Source organism: Streptomyces sp. TLI_55, from assembly GCF_900206255.1.
Taxonomy (GTDB): domain Bacteria; phylum Actinomycetota; class Actinomycetes; order Streptomycetales; family Streptomycetaceae; genus Streptomyces; species Streptomyces aquilus.
This window is the reverse complement of sequence record NZ_OAOJ01000001.1, coordinates 15109-31653: the sequence shown is the minus strand read 5'-3', so window position 1 is coordinate 31653 and position 16545 is coordinate 15109. Positions and strand designations below refer to the sequence as shown.

Annotated in this window: 19 protein-coding genes and 2 pseudogenes; 11 read left to right on the top strand and 10 right to left on the bottom strand. The window is 69.2% G+C overall.

Features of this window, described 5'->3' with window-relative positions; genetic code table 11:
• Window positions 1–105 precede the first annotated feature (105 nt).
• Window positions 106–885 (bottom strand): MBL fold metallo-hydrolase, encoded by a 780-nt coding sequence (locus tag CRP56_RS00190; RefSeq protein ID WP_097259407.1) that lies wholly within the window; start codon window positions 883–885, stop codon window positions 106–108.
• 97 nt (window positions 886–982) lie between these two features.
• Between CRP56_RS00190 and CRP56_RS00185 the strand changes: the two genes are divergently transcribed.
• On the top strand, window positions 983–1921 hold the full coding sequence (locus CRP56_RS00185; RefSeq protein ID WP_097259406.1) for a helix-turn-helix domain-containing protein: 939 nt from the start codon (window positions 983–985) through the stop codon (window positions 1919–1921).
• 94 nt (window positions 1922–2015) lie between these two features.
• On the opposite strand, the gene CRP56_RS00180 is transcribed toward CRP56_RS00185, so the two are convergent.
• On the bottom strand, window positions 2016–3362 hold the full coding sequence (locus CRP56_RS00180) for a jacalin-like lectin (RefSeq protein ID WP_097259405.1): 1347 nt from the start codon (window positions 3360–3362) through the stop codon (window positions 2016–2018).
• A gap of 277 nt (window positions 3363–3639) precedes the next feature.
• On the opposite strand from CRP56_RS00180, the gene CRP56_RS00175 reads away from it, so the two are divergent.
• The 4 genes from CRP56_RS00175 to CRP56_RS00160 all read left to right on the top strand — a co-directional run bounded on the left by CRP56_RS00175 (window position 3640) and on the right by CRP56_RS00160 (window position 7088).
• Complete coding sequence (locus tag CRP56_RS00175) at window positions 3640–4446, top strand: MBL fold metallo-hydrolase (RefSeq protein ID WP_097259404.1); 807 nt, start codon at window positions 3640–3642, stop codon at window positions 4444–4446.
• Between the two features lie 2 nt (window positions 4447–4448).
• On the top strand, window positions 4449–4859 hold the full coding sequence (locus CRP56_RS00170; protein WP_097259403.1) for a nuclear transport factor 2 family protein: 411 nt from the start codon (window positions 4449–4451) through the stop codon (window positions 4857–4859).
• A gap of 26 nt (window positions 4860–4885) precedes the next feature.
• A complete protein-coding gene (locus CRP56_RS00165) occupies window positions 4886–5587 on the top strand; it encodes an alpha/beta fold hydrolase (RefSeq protein ID WP_097259402.1) in 702 nt (233 codons plus the stop codon).
• Window positions 5588–5816: 229 nt separating this feature from the next.
• A complete protein-coding gene (locus tag CRP56_RS00160) occupies window positions 5817–7088 on the top strand; it encodes an aldehyde dehydrogenase family protein (protein ID WP_097259401.1) in 1272 nt (423 codons plus the stop codon).
• On the opposite strand, the gene CRP56_RS00155 is transcribed toward CRP56_RS00160, so the two are convergent.
• The 7 genes from CRP56_RS00155 to CRP56_RS00120 form a co-directional block, all read right to left on the bottom strand.
• On the bottom strand, window positions 7085–7390 hold the full coding sequence (locus CRP56_RS00155; protein WP_143664871.1) for a TniQ family protein: 306 nt from the start codon (window positions 7388–7390) through the stop codon (window positions 7085–7087). The two genes, CRP56_RS00160 and CRP56_RS00155, sit on opposite strands and share 4 nt — an antisense overlap.
• A gap of 514 nt (window positions 7391–7904) precedes the next feature.
• Complete coding sequence (locus CRP56_RS00145; RefSeq protein ID WP_097259399.1) at window positions 7905–8177, bottom strand: DUF6510 family protein; 273 nt, start codon at window positions 8175–8177, stop codon at window positions 7905–7907.
• Between the two features lie 12 nt (window positions 8178–8189).
• The gene (locus CRP56_RS00140; protein WP_097273536.1) at window positions 8190–8903 is read right to left on the bottom strand and encodes an FAD-binding oxidoreductase; all 714 of its coding nucleotides are present in this window, start codon (window positions 8901–8903) and stop codon (window positions 8190–8192) included.
• Window positions 8904–8911: 8 nt separating this feature from the next.
• A complete protein-coding gene (locus tag CRP56_RS00135; RefSeq protein WP_179850907.1) occupies window positions 8912–9511 on the bottom strand; it encodes a sulfite oxidase-like oxidoreductase in 600 nt (199 codons plus the stop codon).
• 436 nt (window positions 9512–9947) lie between these two features.
• Complete coding sequence (locus tag CRP56_RS00130) at window positions 9948–10349, bottom strand: hypothetical protein (RefSeq protein ID WP_257039936.1); 402 nt, start codon at window positions 10347–10349, stop codon at window positions 9948–9950.
• A gap of 432 nt (window positions 10350–10781) precedes the next feature.
• The gene (locus tag CRP56_RS00125) at window positions 10782–11159 is read right to left on the bottom strand and encodes a hypothetical protein (protein ID WP_097259398.1); all 378 of its coding nucleotides are present in this window, start codon (window positions 11157–11159) and stop codon (window positions 10782–10784) included.
• A 200-nt stretch (window positions 11160–11359) separates the two neighbouring features.
• Window positions 11360–11962 carry a LuxR C-terminal-related transcriptional regulator gene (locus CRP56_RS00120; RefSeq protein ID WP_257039935.1) on the bottom strand — a complete coding sequence of 201 codons (603 nt, stop codon included), beginning with the start codon at window positions 11960–11962 and terminating at the stop codon, window positions 11360–11362.
• Between the two features lie 551 nt (window positions 11963–12513).
• Between CRP56_RS00120 and CRP56_RS48130 the strand changes: the two genes are divergently transcribed.
• Together CRP56_RS48130 and CRP56_RS00105 are read left to right on the top strand one after the other, a co-directional pair.
• Window positions 12514–13278, top strand: coding sequence for a hypothetical protein (locus tag CRP56_RS48130; RefSeq protein WP_257039934.1), 765 nt, complete (start codon window positions 12514–12516; stop codon window positions 13276–13278).
• 114 nt (window positions 13279–13392) lie between these two features.
• On the top strand, window positions 13393–13569 hold the full coding sequence (locus CRP56_RS00105; protein ID WP_179850906.1) for an alpha/beta fold hydrolase: 177 nt from the start codon (window positions 13393–13395) through the stop codon (window positions 13567–13569).
• Between the two features lie 31 nt (window positions 13570–13600).
• On the opposite strand, the pseudogene CRP56_RS48125 reads toward CRP56_RS00105, so the two are convergent.
• Window positions 13601–13812 (bottom strand): annotated as a pseudogene (locus CRP56_RS48125) (amino acid permease); the annotation flags it as partial.
• A gap of 206 nt (window positions 13813–14018) precedes the next feature.
• Here CRP56_RS48125 and CRP56_RS00095 point away from each other — a divergent pair.
• From CRP56_RS00095 to CRP56_RS00080, 4 genes and pseudogenes are all read left to right on the top strand, one after another.
• Entirely contained in the window at window positions 14019–15080 is a 1062-nt protein-coding gene (locus CRP56_RS00095; RefSeq protein ID WP_097259396.1) for an isopenicillin N synthase family dioxygenase, read from the top strand.
• A 461-nt stretch (window positions 15081–15541) separates the two neighbouring features.
• Window positions 15542–15736 (top strand): annotated as a pseudogene (locus CRP56_RS49220) (helix-turn-helix domain-containing protein); the annotation flags it as partial.
• Window positions 15737–15869: 133 nt separating this feature from the next.
• A complete protein-coding gene (locus CRP56_RS49215; RefSeq protein ID WP_373559776.1) occupies window positions 15870–15998 on the top strand; it encodes a hypothetical protein in 129 nt (42 codons plus the stop codon).
• Window positions 15999–16351: 353 nt separating this feature from the next.
• On the top strand, window positions 16352–16531 hold the full coding sequence (locus tag CRP56_RS00080; protein WP_143664870.1) for a hypothetical protein: 180 nt from the start codon (window positions 16352–16354) through the stop codon (window positions 16529–16531).
• Window positions 16532–16545 lie beyond the last annotated feature (14 nt).

Here is a 16545-nt window from a genome sequence, read left to right as displayed (position 1 = left end):
CAGACCAAGGGGGTGATCAACAATGTGGGGCCATGAGCGCAGAGGACGCGGTCCGCGCGGAGTGCCCCGGATCCGCGCGGCGCGGGCGGCACACGCCGGCGGCGCTCAGCTGCCGGCCGGGAAGAGGGAGCGGTTGGCGATGTCGATGATGAACGGACCGACGTGGGCCGGGTACTTGTCGACGATCGCCTTCTTGTACGCGTCGCCGTCGTCACCGAGCAGCTCGCGCGCGTCGTCGAGGTAGCGGCGGATGTCCTGGTAGACCTCCGGGCCGGTGGGGGCGCCGTGGCCGGCGAGGATCGTGTCGTAGCCGGACTCGGCGGCCAGGGCGTCGACGGCCTGCTGCCAGCCGGTGATGTCGTTGTTGCCCAGGTAGAGGTGGACGTCGTTGTAGACGAGGTCCTGGGCGATCAGGACGCGCTGGTCGGGGAGCTTGATGAGCAGTTCGTCGGCGGCCTCGCCACCAGAGACGGCCTCGAAGACGAAGGTGACGCCGTCGATGACCTCCGTGCCCGGGATGATGGCCACGGACGGGGTGAACTCGCTGAGGGGGATGACCTGTCCGGTGGGCAGGTGGCTGTCGCCGCGGGCGATGATCTGCTCGCGCACCTGGGCCAGCGCGTGGACGGGGACGCCGAAGCGGGCGGCGCCGTTGTAGTGGTCCGGGTGGGCGTGGGTGACGATGAGGCGGTCGATCGGCTTGCCGAGGCCCTTGGCGTAGGCGATGGTCTCGTCGGCATAGACGGGCAGCAGCTGGGCGTCGATCGCGATGACGCGGGCCGGGGTCTCGACCAGCTGGGTGGTGGTGTGGAAGGTGTCCGCCGGGGACATGTAGCTGTGGATGCGCACCGCGCCGTTGTCGAGGACCGTGACTGTGCCGTTCATGAGGGACTCCTGGAGGTGGAGGCGACCCTGCGCCGCCTTGACGACCTCTACTTTCGTCGCGAAAGCGCAGGCAGGCGAGATACGCTGAAGACGCGGCATGGTAAATCGAGGACATCTGGAGATCGTGGTGCTTCCCGTGGGACTCGGTGACGGCGACCCCTCCCGGGGCGGCGCCATCCTGCGGCTCGACTTCAACCCGCCCGAGGAACGGGTCCCGGGTTTCGAGATCATCGATCTGGCCACCCTGCACGAGCGACGGCGGCGGCGGGGGAGGCGGCCCGACCTGGTGCACCGGGTGGACTTCCACACCCTCACCCTGATCACGGAGGGCAGCGGGGAGCATGCGATCGACTTCGTGACCTACCCCGTCCGTCCCGGCACCCTGTTGTGGGTTCGGCCGGGCCAGGTCCAGCGCTTCGTCCGGCCCGGCACCGCGAACGGCACGCATCTGCTGTTCACGCCGGCCTTTCCACCTCACACCAGCAGCGCCGACCGGCTGGTGAACGAGTGGTACGGGCCGGCGTGCCGGCAACTGGGCGCGAGCCCCACCTACGCGGTGCTGTCCACCCTGCTGGGTCAGCTGCGCGCCGAGTACGACCGGCCGGAGCAGGCCGTTTCGGCGGAGATCCTGCAACTCCTGCTGGCCACCGTGTTGTTGCAGATCGACCGGCTGCCGCAGCCCGACAGCGGCGCCGATCCGCACGCGGGCGGCGAGGTCTACGCCCGCTTCCGCGCCGAACTGGAGCGTTCGTATGCCACCACCCGCCGCGCCGCCGACTACGCACACCGCCTCGGATACACCGTCAAGACCCTCACCCGCGCCTGCACCGCCGCCACCGGTCAGCCTGTCAAACACGTCATCGACGGCCGCGTCGCCCTGGAGGCCCAGCGCCTGCTCGCCCACACCGACGAGCCGGTGGCGACCATCGCCCGCCGCCTCGGCTTCCCCGAACCCACCAACTTCGGCAAGTTCTTCACCCGGCACACCGGTGTCACCCCCGGTACGTTCCGTCAGGCGCATCGGAGTCAGCAGTGAGGGTCGGCATCGCACAGTGGTCGCACGGTCCCCTCCGCCGCCATGCGGCGACGGCCTCAGAGCCGTCGCCGCATGGTCGGTGCCGGGTGTCGGCTCAGCGCTTCGCGTAGATGAAGCCGAGCTTGTCGATCTCGTCACCGGAGCGTCCGTGGAAGCCGGCGATCTGCCATCCGGACGGGGCGGTGCGGGTCACGCAGTCCGACGTGGTGGATCCACCGGTCAGGGTGTTGCCGAGGTTGGTGGTGAACCTGGCGTAGAAAATCCGGGTGTGGCCGCTCTTCTGGCCCTGGCACAGTTGGGCGGTGGTGACGTACTCGCCGCTGCCCAGTGCCAGGGACGACGCCGTGCCGCCGGTGCCGCCGTGGGTGAGGACCGTGCCGTTGCCGAGCGTCAGGCCGACGGCGTCCACCCGGGAGCCGCTGCGCAGCGAGAGGCTGACGGGACGCGCGCCCGACGGTACGGCGTCGATGTCGGTGTAGTAGTCGCCATGCGGGCCGCCGAACTGGTCGCTGAGCTGGAAGTCCGGGTTGCGTGACCAGGTGAAGCCGACCGTGATCGGGTCGTGGTCGGAGAGCATCTTCCCGTCGTCCGTGAGGAACTTGGCGTGTTCGTTGTTGTACGAGGTCGCGTTCAGGGACACCAGCTTGCTGCCGCGGTAGAGGACCTTGTCGACGACCTCACAGGTGTTGGGCACGGTGGTCCCGGTCTGGTCGCACACGAGCGCGTCGCTGCCCTTGGCGGGCGCGGTGCCGCCGCGGATCAGCTTGACCCAGGCATCGGTGAGGCCGTTGGCCGCGCCGAACTCCGCGATGGTGTCGGCGGATCGGGTGTACCGGGTGTTGGTGTCGCCCATGACGACGACCGCGTTGCCCGCCGAGTGGGACTGGATGAACGAGGTCAACTGGCTCAGGTTGTCCGCGCGGGACGCCTCGTCGCCGTCATTCGTGCCGGCGTTGGTGTGCAGGTTGTAGAAGTCGACGTACACGCCTTCCGCCAGCCGCTCACGCATGAACGTGAACCCCTTGGGGGTCAGGCAGTCGCCCGAGTCGTACTGGCAGGAGTTCCAGTGGACCCGCTCGAAGTCGTCGGTGTCGTAGGAGAGTTTGGACAGGGTGTTGAGTCCGCTGCCGATGCCCGCACCGCCGCTTGTGGGGGTGCGGTAGGTGTGCGCGGTGTCGCCGGCGTAGAGGTAGGCGTGGTAGTTGAAGTCCTCCTCGACGTTGACGATGTCGTAGGGCGCGATTCGCTGACCGATGGCGGTGGTGCTGGATTCGCGGGGTGTGGACGCGCTGGAGAGGATCTCCGGCAGGCCCGCCACGTTGTAGGTCAGGGTGCTGAAGGACCCGGACGACGGGTCCGCGGCGGCGGCCGGGAACGCGTTCGCGACGAACCCGCCGCAGGTGATGGCCGCGGCCGTGAGGCACGCGAAGAGACGGCGCATAAAGCGGAACTCCTGTGAAGTGGGGTAGGGCAGCGGGAACTTACCGCCGGTAACCCGGTTCTGTCCCCGGTCCGGTACGGGGAGATCGAAACTTGACCGCGTGGTCCAGGCCAGGGGGCTCCGCAAGGGGCAGCTGCCGGGACGCATGTCGCCGTTTGACCATGCCGAGTCGCTCTTTCACCTTGCTGACAGTTACCTGCGTGGCAAGAGTGACCATGTCACTGTCTCCTCCTGCGTCGCCCTTGTCTCAGCCTCCGTCCTCTCCAGGGAATCCCCGATGAGCACCCTCTCCTTCAACGTCTTCGACCTGGACTTCCCGGTCGGCAGCAGGAACAAGACCGCGACACTGGTCACCGGTGAGAAGGAGGCGCTGCTGGTGGACGCCTGCTTCACCCGCGCCGACGGCCACCGCCTGGCCGCGGAGATCCTCGACTCGGGCAAGACTCTGACCACCGTCTTCGTCTCCCACGCCGACCCTGACTTCTACTTCGGCGCCGAGGTGATCGCCGACGCCTTCCCCGACGCGACGTTCGTCGCGACGCCGATCGTCATCGAGCACATCCAGCACTCCTACCAGGGCAAGCTCATGGCTTGGGAGGCCCTCGGCCCGAACCTGCCCACGCGCCTGGTCGACCTCGAGCCCCTGACCGGCGACCTCACTCTTGAAGGACACCGCTTCGAGCTCAAGGGCGGTCCTGCTGGACTGCCCGACCGCCACTACCTGTGGCAGGCCGAGCACCGCGCCCTCCTCGGCGGTGTCCTGCTCTTCCAGCAGGAGCACGTCTGGGTCGCCGACACCCCCACCCCCGACGACCGCGCCGCCTGGGTCACCCTGCTGGACGAGATGGCCGCCCTCCAGCCGGAACTGGTCGTCCCCGGCCACCGCCTGCCCAACGCCCCGGCCAACGCCTCTGCGATCTCCGCCACCCGCGACTATCTGCTCGCCTTCGAGGAGGAGCTCAGCGAGGCCGCCGACGGCGCCGCGCTGACCGAGGCTCTCATCGCCCGCTACCCAGACAACGGCATGCTCATCGCCGCCCAGATCGGCGCCAAGGTCGCCAAGGGCGAAATGAAGTGGGGCTGACCATGACCGACTTCGCAACGTCCACAGCCCCCGCCGACGTCGTACGCCGCCAGTACCTGGCCTCCGCGGCCGGTGACCTGGAGGCCCTGCGCACCACCCTCGCCCCCGACGTGGAGTGGACCGAGATGGCCGGCTTCCCCCTGGCCGGCACGTACCGCACCCCCGACGGGGTCACCACCAGCGTGATGGAACAACTGGGCAAGGAGTGGGACGGCTGGACCGCCCACGACGACACCTACGTCGTCGACGGCGAGAACGTCGTCGTCCTCGCCCGCTACACGGCGACCAACAAGGCCACCGGCAAGAACATCGACGTCCGGGTCGCCCACCACTTCGTCGTGCGCGGCGGCCTGATCGTCCGTTTCGAACAGTTCGTGGACACCGCGCTGGTCCGCGACGCCATGACCGACTGACCCTCCGCTACTTGAGGACAACTCAGATGAACCCCACTGTCGTTCTCGTGCACGGAGCGATGCACACCCCGTGGATCTTCAACCCCCTGCGTGAGAGGCTCAGCGCCCGCGGCATCGCCTCCCGAGCCGTCCAACTGCCCAGCAGCAGTCCAGACAGCGCGGCCGCCCAGGGGCTGGCCGAGGACGTCGAGGTGGTGCGCGCCGCCATCGCGGCTGTCGACGGACCTGTGGTACTCGCCGCGCACTCCTACGGCGGAGTGCCGGCGACCTGGGCCGCCGCAGAGTCGGACCAGGTGACGGAGCTCGTCTACATCGCCGCCTTCGCCCTCGAAGCAGGCACCTCGATGATGGAGTGGATGGGCGGCGACTTCCCGCCCACCTGGAACCACTCGCCCGACGGCCTGGCCGTCAAGGCGGGAGACGCCGAGGAGTCCATCTTCAGCGGAGTCGACCCCGCCCTGACCGCCGAGGCCGTCAAACGCCTCAACTGGCAGGGCATGCGCGCCTTCACCGAGAAGCTGGGCGCCGCGCCCGCCCAGGTGCCCCTGACGTACGTCGTGGCCACCGAGGATCCGGCACTGCCGCCCGCGGTACAGGAACAGTGGGCCGCGCGTGCTGCCCACAGTGTTCGTGTTCCCTCCGGGCACTCTCCGCACCTGTCCCATGCCGACGAGGTAGCCGACGTTCTCGCCAAGGCCGTCGCGCGGGCCTCGTCCAACAGGTCCTAGTGATCCACACGGCTGGCTCCTGGCGTTCACCGCCAGGAGTCAGCCTTTCGTCATGAGACCGGCCTTGATCCCTGGGTCAGGGCCGGTGGACTTCTCAGCGTCGACATCGCCACGAGCCGTTTCCCGCGTCCCCTCCGCACTGCCGGGGCAGACACCGAACAAGATTGTTGAACGATGCTACGATCCTGCCTCTAGGTTGCTGTGGCATTCGGACAGCGAGAGGAAGCCCGTGACAGGCGACGAGGACCACCGAGCACCCGCCTCCTTGGATGTCGTGCGTGCTTGTGCCATCCGAGCCAAGCAGGGTGGCACCGCTCTCATCAGTGCCTCGGACGCCGAGATCGACTCGGCGCTGCGTGGCATGGCGGAGCGTCTGGGATCGGCGCAGTCGGCTCTCATGGTCGCCAACGAGAAGGACCTCGCGGCTGCTGTCTCCGCGGGCATGTCGTCCGCGCTGCAGGATCGCCTGCGACTGACCTCGACGCGGTTGGAGGCCATGGCGGCGGAGCTGCGCACGCTGGCGGATACCTCGCATGAGCCGAGGGACAGGGCCGTCGAGGTACGCCCGGACGGCCTCACCCTGTTGGAACGCAGGCGTCCGGTCGGGGTCATCGGCGCCAACTTCGAGGCTCGTCCGAACGTCACGCTCGATATCGCGTCCCAGTTCCTCAAGTCGCGCAACGCGGGTGTGCTGCGCACCGGATCGGCGGCGCTGGGCTCGTCCCGGGCCTTGGTGGATCAAGTGATCGCGCCGGCGCTCGCCGAGGCGGGGCTGGATCCGGACGCCATCCAGCTGGTGCCCAGCGAAGACCGCTCTGCGGCTTACGCGCTGGTGGCCCTGCCCGAGCTGATCCCGCTGGTTATCCTTCGCGGGAGTGGCGACAGCACCCGCGACCTCGGCCAGGAAGGCGCACGTCACGGTGTGCGGACCCTCGCCCATGCCGACGGTGGCGGAGTCCTGTACGTGGACTCGGCCGCCGCAGAAGCAACTGCGCACCGGCTGATCACCGACAGCCTCGACCGCCTGGGCGTGTGCAACCGGCTCAATCTGCTGCTCATCGACCGGCCTGTGTACGAAGAGCGGCTGCCCGGCATTCTTCAGCTCCTGCACCGTCTGGGCATCACCGCATCTCTTCCCCCGCACACCCATCCGCGCGGATTCGAGTGGGCACTCGACTCGGAGCGTGCGGCAACCGTGACGATCGACGCCGCCGACGGTCCGTCGGACGCGGCGCGGATCGCGAATGAGGAGACGTCCGGGCTGGCGGCCGCCATCGCGACCGACGACCCGGCTGCCGCTGCCCGGTTCATTGATGCTTATGCCGGCTCCGGGGTCTTCTGGAATTCCCCCACGCGACTTCTGGACGGCTTCAAGCTATTGCGACTGCCGGAGACCGGTATCAACATCGACCGGGTCCCCGGTCCGCGTGGGCCGGTGAGCTTCCGCGACCTGTACCTGCGGCAGTACGTGGTCGTGCCCAGTTCAAAGAATCTCGGCTAGAACCCGGGCAGGATGTCCACCGCGTGCCCGTCGAAGGGCTGGAAGGTCATCGCCGTGAGCACGTCTTCGGCGATCCCGGTGACCGCGGTGATGGCCGCCCGTTCGTCCCGGGTGAGGCGGATGGTCCAGGCCGGCAGGACCAGGGCGGCCGTGGCCGTCTCCCGGTTGGGGAGGCCGAGCGCGCTGAGAACGTCGGTGAACGGGCAGGTCAGGCGTGCGGCGGTGAACTCCAGCCAGGAATCCAGGGCTTCACCGGGCTGTGGTGCGCACCGGATCGGCATGGTCCGATGCCCGGTGCTCATCGGGCGGCCCGCGCCCTGCGTGGACGGCTGGTGGCCCGCCCCGCCGCCAGGGCGTATTCGAGTTCGCGGCGGGCCTGTTCGGCGGCCTCGTCGTTCCTGACCCGGTCGAGGAGATCACCGGCAGTTGGACGACCCGCTGGTGTGGTGCCGGGACAACCTGAGCCGGCATTCGGCGGGGGAGCCGGCGGAGTGCGCCGAGGCGAACAGGCGTGGCTGCGGGTGTTAACTGCCAGCTCGGGAGCCGGAGTTGAACCCGGGGGAGGGGGTGTGGTCGCTGCTGCGGCGGGCCATGGCAAACGGCGTTGTGGCCGACCTACCCGCGCTGGTCCGCATCCTCAGACACAAGCTGAAGGGGATCCATACCGCCCGCACCTGCTCGACGCCTGTATCACCCGGCGGCACTGGTTACTTCCTGCAGAAGGGTGGCCATGCGAGCTCTTCTCACCCGGAAGCCCGGTGGCGGTGCCGTGGTGCCGCGTCGGAATCCACGCCGATGGCGGAGGGCCCGTGGACCCTACGGCGTGCGGAAGCGGAACGCCCCCGTCCCGCCGCCCAGCGTGAGCCAGATGTATTCCCCTTCCCTGACCAGCCGGAGGGCGATGTACGCGCAGCCCGGGCACCGCGCGGTCAGGCCCGGTTCCGGGCCGTAGACGTGGAGTTGGGCCAGTGGGCCCGACTGCGAGCACTCCGGGCAGCGCCACCAGGCCGTGGTCGCCTCCACGGAGAGGATCTCCGAGAGCGGGCCGGCGAGACAGTTGCCGTCGAGGTGGGCGGTGTCATCTGCCATCAGGACCTCCGGTCAGCCGAAGCGTTCGGTGCGGATGGTGGCGGGGTCGCGGCCCAGGTCGACGAGCAGGTTGCCGGCCGTCTCGACGAAGCCGGTGGGGCCGCAGATGTACACCGCACTGGTCGGCTCGAGACGGGCGGCCGGCTTCTCCAGGTCGGTCGACGTGAGGCGGCCCGGGGCCCGGGGGCTGCCGGGCGGGGCCTGCCGTGTGTAGAGGACCTGGACGTCGAGGTGGGGGTCCCGGTGGTCGGTGAGCTCTTCGCCGTACCAGATGTCGGCCGGAGTGCGGACCGAGTACAGCAGGTGGAACGGGCTCGTCGAGCGGGCCTCGCGGTGGGCCCGGATCATCGCTGCAAGCGGTACGACTCCCGAGCCGCCCGCGACGAGGAGCGTGGGCTCGGTCTGTTCGCGGTGCCAGACGAACCAGTTGCCGAGCGGGCCGCGGATCTCGACCTCGGCGCCCGGCGGCAGGTCGTCGGCGAGGTAGGGCGAGACCTCGCCGTCGGCCACGGCCTGCACGCCCAGTTCGATCCGGTCTCCGTCGGCGGGCGCGGCCAGCGAGTAGCTGCGTACGGCCTGGTAGTCGTCGTCGGCGGTGAGACGCACGTCGACGTGTTGGCCGGGCAGATGGCCGGGCCAGCCGGGCACGGTGAACAGCAGGGTGCGGGCGGTGGCGGTCTGAGGGCGGCGCTCGTCGAGGCGGGCCCGGCGCCATGCGATGGACATCGCCATGCTCAGTCCCCCCAGTTGCGCTGCTCGCGCCAGGGGTCGCCGTAGTTGTGGTAGCCGACGGTCTCCCAGAAGCCCGGCTCGTCCTCGTGCGTGAGCCGCAGCCCGCGCACCCACTTGGCCGACTTCCAGAGGTAGAGGTGCGGCACGAGAAGCCGCGCCGGGCCGCCGTGTTCCGGGGAGAGCGGGTAGCCGTCGTAGGTGTGCGCGACCCAGGCCTTGCCGTCGAGGAGGTCCTCCAGCGGGAGGTTGGTGGTGTAGCCGCCGTAACTGTGGGCGACGACGAAGTCGGCGGACGTCTCCACGTCCTCGAAGAAGGCGTCGATGGGGACTCCGCGCCACGGGGTGTCGAACTTGGACCAGCGGGTCACACAGTGGATGTCCGTGACGGTGTCCTGCTGTGGCAGGTCCATCATCTCCGCCCAGGTCCAGGAGTGTGTGTCCCCGGTCTCCGTCGTGATGGTGAAGGCCCAGGTGTCGGTGGAGACCCGCGGGGTCGGCCCCGCGGACAGCACGGGGAACTGCTCGGTCGGGTACTGGCCGGGAGGCAGCCGGTCCGCCAGCGAACGGGCCCGCCCGCGGAATCCGGGTGAGAAGGAGCTCATGGTGTGGTCGGTCTCCTCGACTCGGAAGGGCGGAACAGCCGGATTCCCCCATCATGAGCCGCCCCTCCCGCGCCCGCACGCCGTTCGGACATACGGCCGCCGCAAGCCTCAGCGCAGAGCCGCTTCGCGCGTGGTGACGGCACGCAGGGCGCGCTCGACGGTGTCCTCGTTCTCACCGACAGGGAACGGCCTGATCGCCAGACGGGTGCAGAGCGCGTCGCAGGTGGACGGAGGACCGCCTGCGGTGCCCTGGGGGCAACTGCCGGGAGGCCCTGGTGGGCGCGCACCCCGCCCCGTACTCCTCGCGCACCCCGCCCGTACTCCTCCCGCGGCCGGACGCGCTTCGGCGTCCGGGCGACTGACGTCATACGGGCAGCACATGGCCGGATCCTGGGCCGCCAAGGGGTGTGCGCGCAGGGCCTTGGCCGGTCGCGAATCAGGCCCAGGCCGCGACGAGCCTGCGGGCGTGAGCCTGGAGGGCCGGACGGGTCGGCGCCGGGGCCCCGCTCATGACCAGGAGCACGACGGGACCGCACAGTTCGGCGACGGCGAACCGGTCCGGGGGTACGTTCTCCAGCCTGGCCCGCACCCGGTCGAGCACGGCAAGGGCAGGTGCCGCCAGCAGGTCCGCCTCGGCGACGAGCCCGCTGACTTCGGGGTCGTGCTGTGCCTCGCCGAGCAGCGCCCGGTAGGCGATGCCCGCCGGTGACACCGTGAGGAACTTCGCCAGGCCGACGAGGAAGTCGGTCACCGTACGGACGGGGTCGCTGTGCGCCGCGAAGGTGAGCTCCTTGCGCGCGTTCTGACGAAACTGCGCACCGGGCGGAAGGACATCCAAAGCAGCCTGCCGAACTCCGTCAGGCTCGGGTCCGAAGAACCCGTCTGAGAACGCGCCGAACATCATTGATAAAACTGCGGAGACGCCGAGCAGAGCCGCTGGACCGGGAGGTCGCCGCTGACGTCGGCATAGCCGATGGCATGTCTACCCTCGCCGGCGTACCGTCGAGCGGCGCCGGCCGTGGAGTGATCTACCGAACGAGCCTGATGGAACGGAAGATCGAGCGACAGTCGTGTCCCCCGGTTTGGGAATCGCTTCTCACCACGTGATGACGGCCGTCACTCGCAAGGAATCGCACCCATGCCGTGCTGCGGCTGGTCCAGCGCTGTCGTCTTTCTTGTTGCCGGCGTACACCTAAACTTCTCTCCCCGCTCGCGTACGGGCAAAGGTCCCGAGTTGTCAGGCCACTTCGGACGCTGGGCCGGTGCGAGGCTAGGGCGCCTCGATGTCGGTCTCCTGGATGAGGGATGTGTCGGCGGGCCGCTTGATCTTGAAGGTGTCCTTGTAGGTCTTGCCGTCCTCGCAGGTCACGGTGGCTGTGGCGGACAGGCCCGCTTTGGAGATCTTGGTGAACTTCACCGAGTACTCGCCGGTGTCGTCGACATCGGTCTTGTCGGTGCGGCTCTCCTTGCTCGTGGTGATGGTCACTTTCACGGCCGGGGACCCGGTGGGGCAGTCCTCGACCGAACCGGTGACCGTCACGGTGGCGCTCTTGGGGTCGGCGTGTGCCTGGGTCGCTGCCGTCAGGGAGAGGGCGGCCGTCGCCGGCAGGATCGTCGCGACGGTGCAGATGGCGAGACGATGACGCATGGCTTCTCCTTGCTTGTCGGCACGCGTCGGGAACGGCTGCGCGCGCAGCGCGCAGGCACGGGATGCCGATGAGCCGTCCAACGGATGCGCTGATGGGGGCCGTCTTCCAGGCTCCGGTTTCGGTGGGCGGGGAACAAGGGCAAGGTCTGCCCACCACCTGTGGGCACAGCTACCCACGGCAGCCGTTCACGGCGGCCTGGTCACTGGCTGGTGAACCCGTGTTCGATGGCGAGACGGGTCAGGTCGCGGCGGCGCCGGGACCCGGTCTTCACGCCGATGCGGTCCAGATGCGACTGGACGGTGTGCTTGCTGATGCGCAACTGGGCGGCGATCTCGTGGTCCGTCGCGCCGTGGGCGAGAAGCCGCAGGATCTCCCGTTCCCGGTCCGTCAGGTGCACAGAACGTGTGAGCAGTCGGCTGGCGGGCGGGCACACGTAGCTGCGTCCGGAGCCGACGATCCGGATCGCCGTGAGGACCTCGTTCTCCTCGGTCTGCCGACTCAGATAGCCGCAGGCCCCTGCCTGGATCACCTGGACCGCGTCGATCTGCGGCGAGGACGACACGACGATGACGGCATGCCCCCGGTTTCGCAGCTGCCCCACGACCGCGGCGAGCTTGGGTGCCGGCTGCTCCAGATCCACCAGGACCACGTGCGCATGCTGCAGGCCGCCGTCCGCACGCTCCACGGACGCCGCGGCGGCGACCAGATCGAGATCGGGCACCGTGTGGATCAGGCGGGACAGGCCGCGCCGGAAGATGGGGCAGTCCCCGATGACCGCGACACGCACGACGTCGGCACTCACAGGGGGACCTCTTTTCGATCACGCGCGAGCACCCCCTGCCTCTCAGCTTCGATGGCACGCCGGACCGCGTCGCACCGGACTAGCCCGTCCAGGGCCCCCACACCAGAAGACCCAGGTCAGCGACTCAGCGACCTTCGGTGCGCGCCGGGGGCGTGGTAAATGCTGTGGCGCGTGCTGGAGGTGCTTGTGTCTGCCCTGACGTGGGCCGATGTCGGTCCTGGACGGGCCTCCCATGGGAACGCCAGAGACGGCGTCGGTTCGCTGCGTGCAGCGAAGGCTGTGGTGTCACACTGGCGCGCACCGACCGGTTACCGGCGTGGTCGGCGAGGGGGGCCCGATCCGGCATCGGACCGCCCGCCACGGAACGTGCGCGCAGCTGCCCCGATGAGGTGAATACGCCGACCGTTGCTGTGGCTTCCCAATCGCCTGAGGGGATGGGCGGTTCCGCGTCCCACACCTCTACGGTGAATGACGCGGTGTGGGTGTGCGCGGCGCTCTGAAGTCGAGACGGCCGGGATCACGTTCGGGGTGCCGAGCGCGTCGGCGATCCGGTGGGCCGCCGCGCCGCCGCCGATCGGCGGGGACGGGATCGCGGCCCGGACGGCATCGGCGTCCAGCGCCTCCACAGTGGCCCGGACGACTGCGAGGGGGCAGCTTCTACGATTTCGCTGTACTGCTTCGACAAGGCCGGCAACCTCATCTCCCAGGACGGCGCCGCCTCCACCTGCCCCGGCAGCGCGGTCTTCACCTACAACGACGCCAGCCAGCTGACCGCCCAGATCGGCTCCACCACGCCGTGGTCGTACGGCAAACTCGGCAACGAAACCGCCGGCGGACGTATCGCCGCCTCCGCACGCACGTACGAGACCTGGAGTGACTGCAGCCAGCTCTCCGCCATCACCACCGGCGGCACGGCCTACGACCTGGTTCACGCCGGCACCGACAACTCCGAACGCACCAAGCTCGGTTCGACGTCGTTCCACCACACCGCCCCAAGTGTGATCGCGCATCATCGCCCAGAGGACGTTGAGCCCTGCGACGAGCGAGGGCCGCAGGGCCTGGATGTGGTGCCGCCCTCCACACCCTCCATCTGCGCGCCGGCCGCCCCAGCCCCGCCGACATCGATCGCCGTCGACCTGCGCATACTGATCGGACGCCGCGCAGACCTGGTCCGATCTCGGCAAGCAGTTCGTCCCCGGCTGTGCGTCCGGCGGGTACGGTGCGCGGCGCTGGTGCGGTCTGTTCTGCTGTCTAGCGCTCGCGGTCGGCCAGGCGGACCTTGTGCGGGGTCGACAGGAGGGCGCCGTCGGTCATGAACTGCATGATGTCGCCGGGGAAGCCCTGCACACCTTCGCTAAGCACACCCCGGGGGAGCGGAACTGGCATGTGCCGATGACGGACACCTGGGCCCGGGTGCCCGCGACGTCCCGGTGCTCACCGTCCACGGCACGCTGGACTCGCCGGACCTGCTCGCCGATGCCGAACGCTTCGCGAACACCGCGCGCAACGGCCGCTCGGTCCTGGTGGAAGGCACCTCACACTTCCCCAGCCTGCAGAAGCCCGAGGAGTTCAACGCGACCCTGCTGGACTTCCTGCGCTCCCTCTGACACCCCGCCGACGTCGACCGCTTGTGCGAGTACTCGAAACGACACCGGCGACGAGGAAGGAGACGAGGACTGCGGGTCCCGCCGTACCGTCCGCCACTGTCCCGGACGGAGTGAAGGTGCCCGCACCGATGATGCCGCCTACGCCGATTGCGGTCGGCGGCCACAGCTCGAGCGACCGTTCCAGGCCGTGGCCGCGCCGGATTCCGTCTCCGCGCCGCCCTCGATCGGTTTGCGGCCGAGAATCCCTCGCCCATCCGGAACCGGGCCATGCGCCTCACCTCTTCGCGTTCGGCAAAGGGGTGACGGCAGATCATGGCGACGCCGAGACGCCCGGGACGGAAGGCACCGCGCAATACATGGCGGAAGCGAGTGAACTGAACGGCCGTTCAGTTCGTGGGTCGGAGTAGTTTGTCTCGCAACCACTGAGCGGAGTTCTCGGAGGTTCCAGAATGACCACTGACCCACATGTCCCGGCGCCCTTGCGGACGTTCCGGCTGCCCGCCGCCGTCGACGGCACGGATGCCGACCGCGCCCTCGGCCGAGCGCTCGTCGCCGCCTGGCAGTCCGACGGCATCTTCCAGGTCCACGCCACCCCCGCCCAACAGGAAGCCACCGAAAAGGCACTGGAGGCATCCCGGGCCTTCTGTCGCAGACCCCTCAAGGAGAAGGCAGGGTACGTCTCGGACCTCAGCTACAGCGGCTACGTGGCCTCCGGCGAGGAGGAGACGGCGGGGGAGCGGGACGGCTCAGAGATCTTCACGGTGTGCCCCGACATCCCGGCCGATGACCCTCGCGTCATCGACCAATGGCCCTGCCACGGCCCGGCACCCTGGCCCTCACCCGGCTACGCCCGCGCCATGAAGGGCTACATGACGGCCGTCGGCGAGTTGGGGCACCGCCTGCTCCGGCTCACGGCTCTCGGCCTCGGCCTGGACGATCCCGATCACTTCACCCGGCTCACCGCGGACGGCTGGCACCACATGCGGGTCCTGCGGTTCCCGCCCGCCGACGCGCGCTCCGAACGCGGCATAGGCGCCCACACCGACTACGGCTTGCTCGTCATCGCAGCGCAGGACGACGTCGGCGGCCTCTACGTCCGGCCACCCGTCCCCGGTGAGGAACGCGGCCGCAACTGGCTGCCCGGCGAGTCCATGGCCGGGCGTCACGAACACGAGGAGCCGTGGACCTACGTCACCCCGGTCCCGGCCGTCCTTACCGTCTTCCCCGGCGACATCATGCAGTTCATGACCGGCGGCGCCCTCCTGTCGACCCCGCACAAGGTCCGCCTGGCCGACCGCGAGCGCTACACCCTCGCCTATTTTCACGAACCGGCCTTCAACGCGGTGGCCCGCCCGCTCGACACCGCGGACCCCACCGAGTACATCCACTACGGCACCCACTTCACGCGGATGTTCATGCGCTGCTATCCGGAGCGCGTGACCACCGCCCGCATCGAGACGGAGGGCCGGCTGAAGGTGCTGGACCGGCTGCGCGAGGAGGCACTGACCTGAACAGACCGACGTGCGCCCGACTCGGCAGGGCCGGCACCGGGCTGCGGCCCAGCCATGAGCCCGGCTACGGCACCACCGGCTGTGTCAGTGCGTAGGGATGCCGTTTCGAGACGACTTCGGATGTCACTGCGGCCCTTCCTCGCGGGCCGATTGTGGCCGCCGCTCGCTGCCCGTCCAGGTCGTACGTCCTCGCTTCGCTGCGGGCGCTCCACCTGGACCTGCGACTTTCCGGCGACAAGAGCCCCCAGCAGTCGAGCAATTCGGCCGGAGTGACATCCACAGTCACCTCGAAACGGCATCCGAAGTCACGTGCATAGCCGGCACCACCGTCACCGGCCACCGCCCCGCCTTCACCAGACGCACGGAGACCGAACCGACGATCCGGTCACGCAGAAGACCTAGGTGTATTGATCACGAGCGTTGTTAACGCTTGCCGGGCTTGATCACGGCGAAGACCTCCGGTGTGGTGGAGCTGTCTAGGAGTGCACCGCACGGAGGTCTTCGTGTCCCACCGTAATGCCCGGCTGACTGTTCATGGCGCGGCTGCTCGTCGAACGGGTCTGCAGCGGCCGCCCGTTGCGCATGTCGCAGCGGAGATGGGCATCTCGCGCGTCACGGCCCACAAGTGGATGCGCCGCTGGCGAGCGGAGGGCGCGCAAGGGCTGCACGACCGCTCCAGCCGTCCGCTGACGTCACCCCATCGCACGGCGCCTGCGGTGGAGGCCCAGATTTTGCCGCCTGCGCCAGGACCGCAAACCCCGGCCCGCCCGCCTCGGCCCGATCCTGGGCGTGCCCGCCTCGACCGTGCACCGCGTCCTGGCCCGGCACGGCCTGAACCGGCTGGCGTTCATGGACCGGCCCACCGGACCGGTGGTGCTGGGCCGAACCGGTGGCAGCCGCTCGGGCACCGGGGCCTAGGATATGCGAGCACGGTGCCATCGTTGTGCCGTGATCACGCCCGACCAGCTGCGCAAGCACTCCAAGAAACTCGTTCTGTACCCGACCGCGACGCAGTTGCTCACCCAGGCCGAGCGTGAATGGCGTGCCGGGTCCGCCCGGTGGGCCGCCCACAGAGTCGAGAAACTCCTGGCCGCCTGCCTGCCGCCCGCCATCCTGGAGTCCGTGGAAGTGTCACGGTCCTGCGCCAGACCGTCGAGCAGGACCTGCGAGCTCTGGCTCAGTCCTCCCCGGCCGTCCGGTGGCTGTACGGTATTCCGGCGGCCTACGCGGACGTGATGTGCAAGACCTGGCGCCCCCACGTGCCACACGGGGTGGAGCTCAACGTCCGCGGTGCACGCAAGCCGGAATGGGTCGCTGCGAACACCAACAACCCGCTCCGCGACTGGGACGGCCGCGAACACACACCCTGCACCGGGTACCGCAAGGCCGTTGTCAACATGGACACGGTAGGTCCGGTGTTCGGGGCGCGCACGAAGATCGCCACCGGCTGACAGGGCTTCAAGGG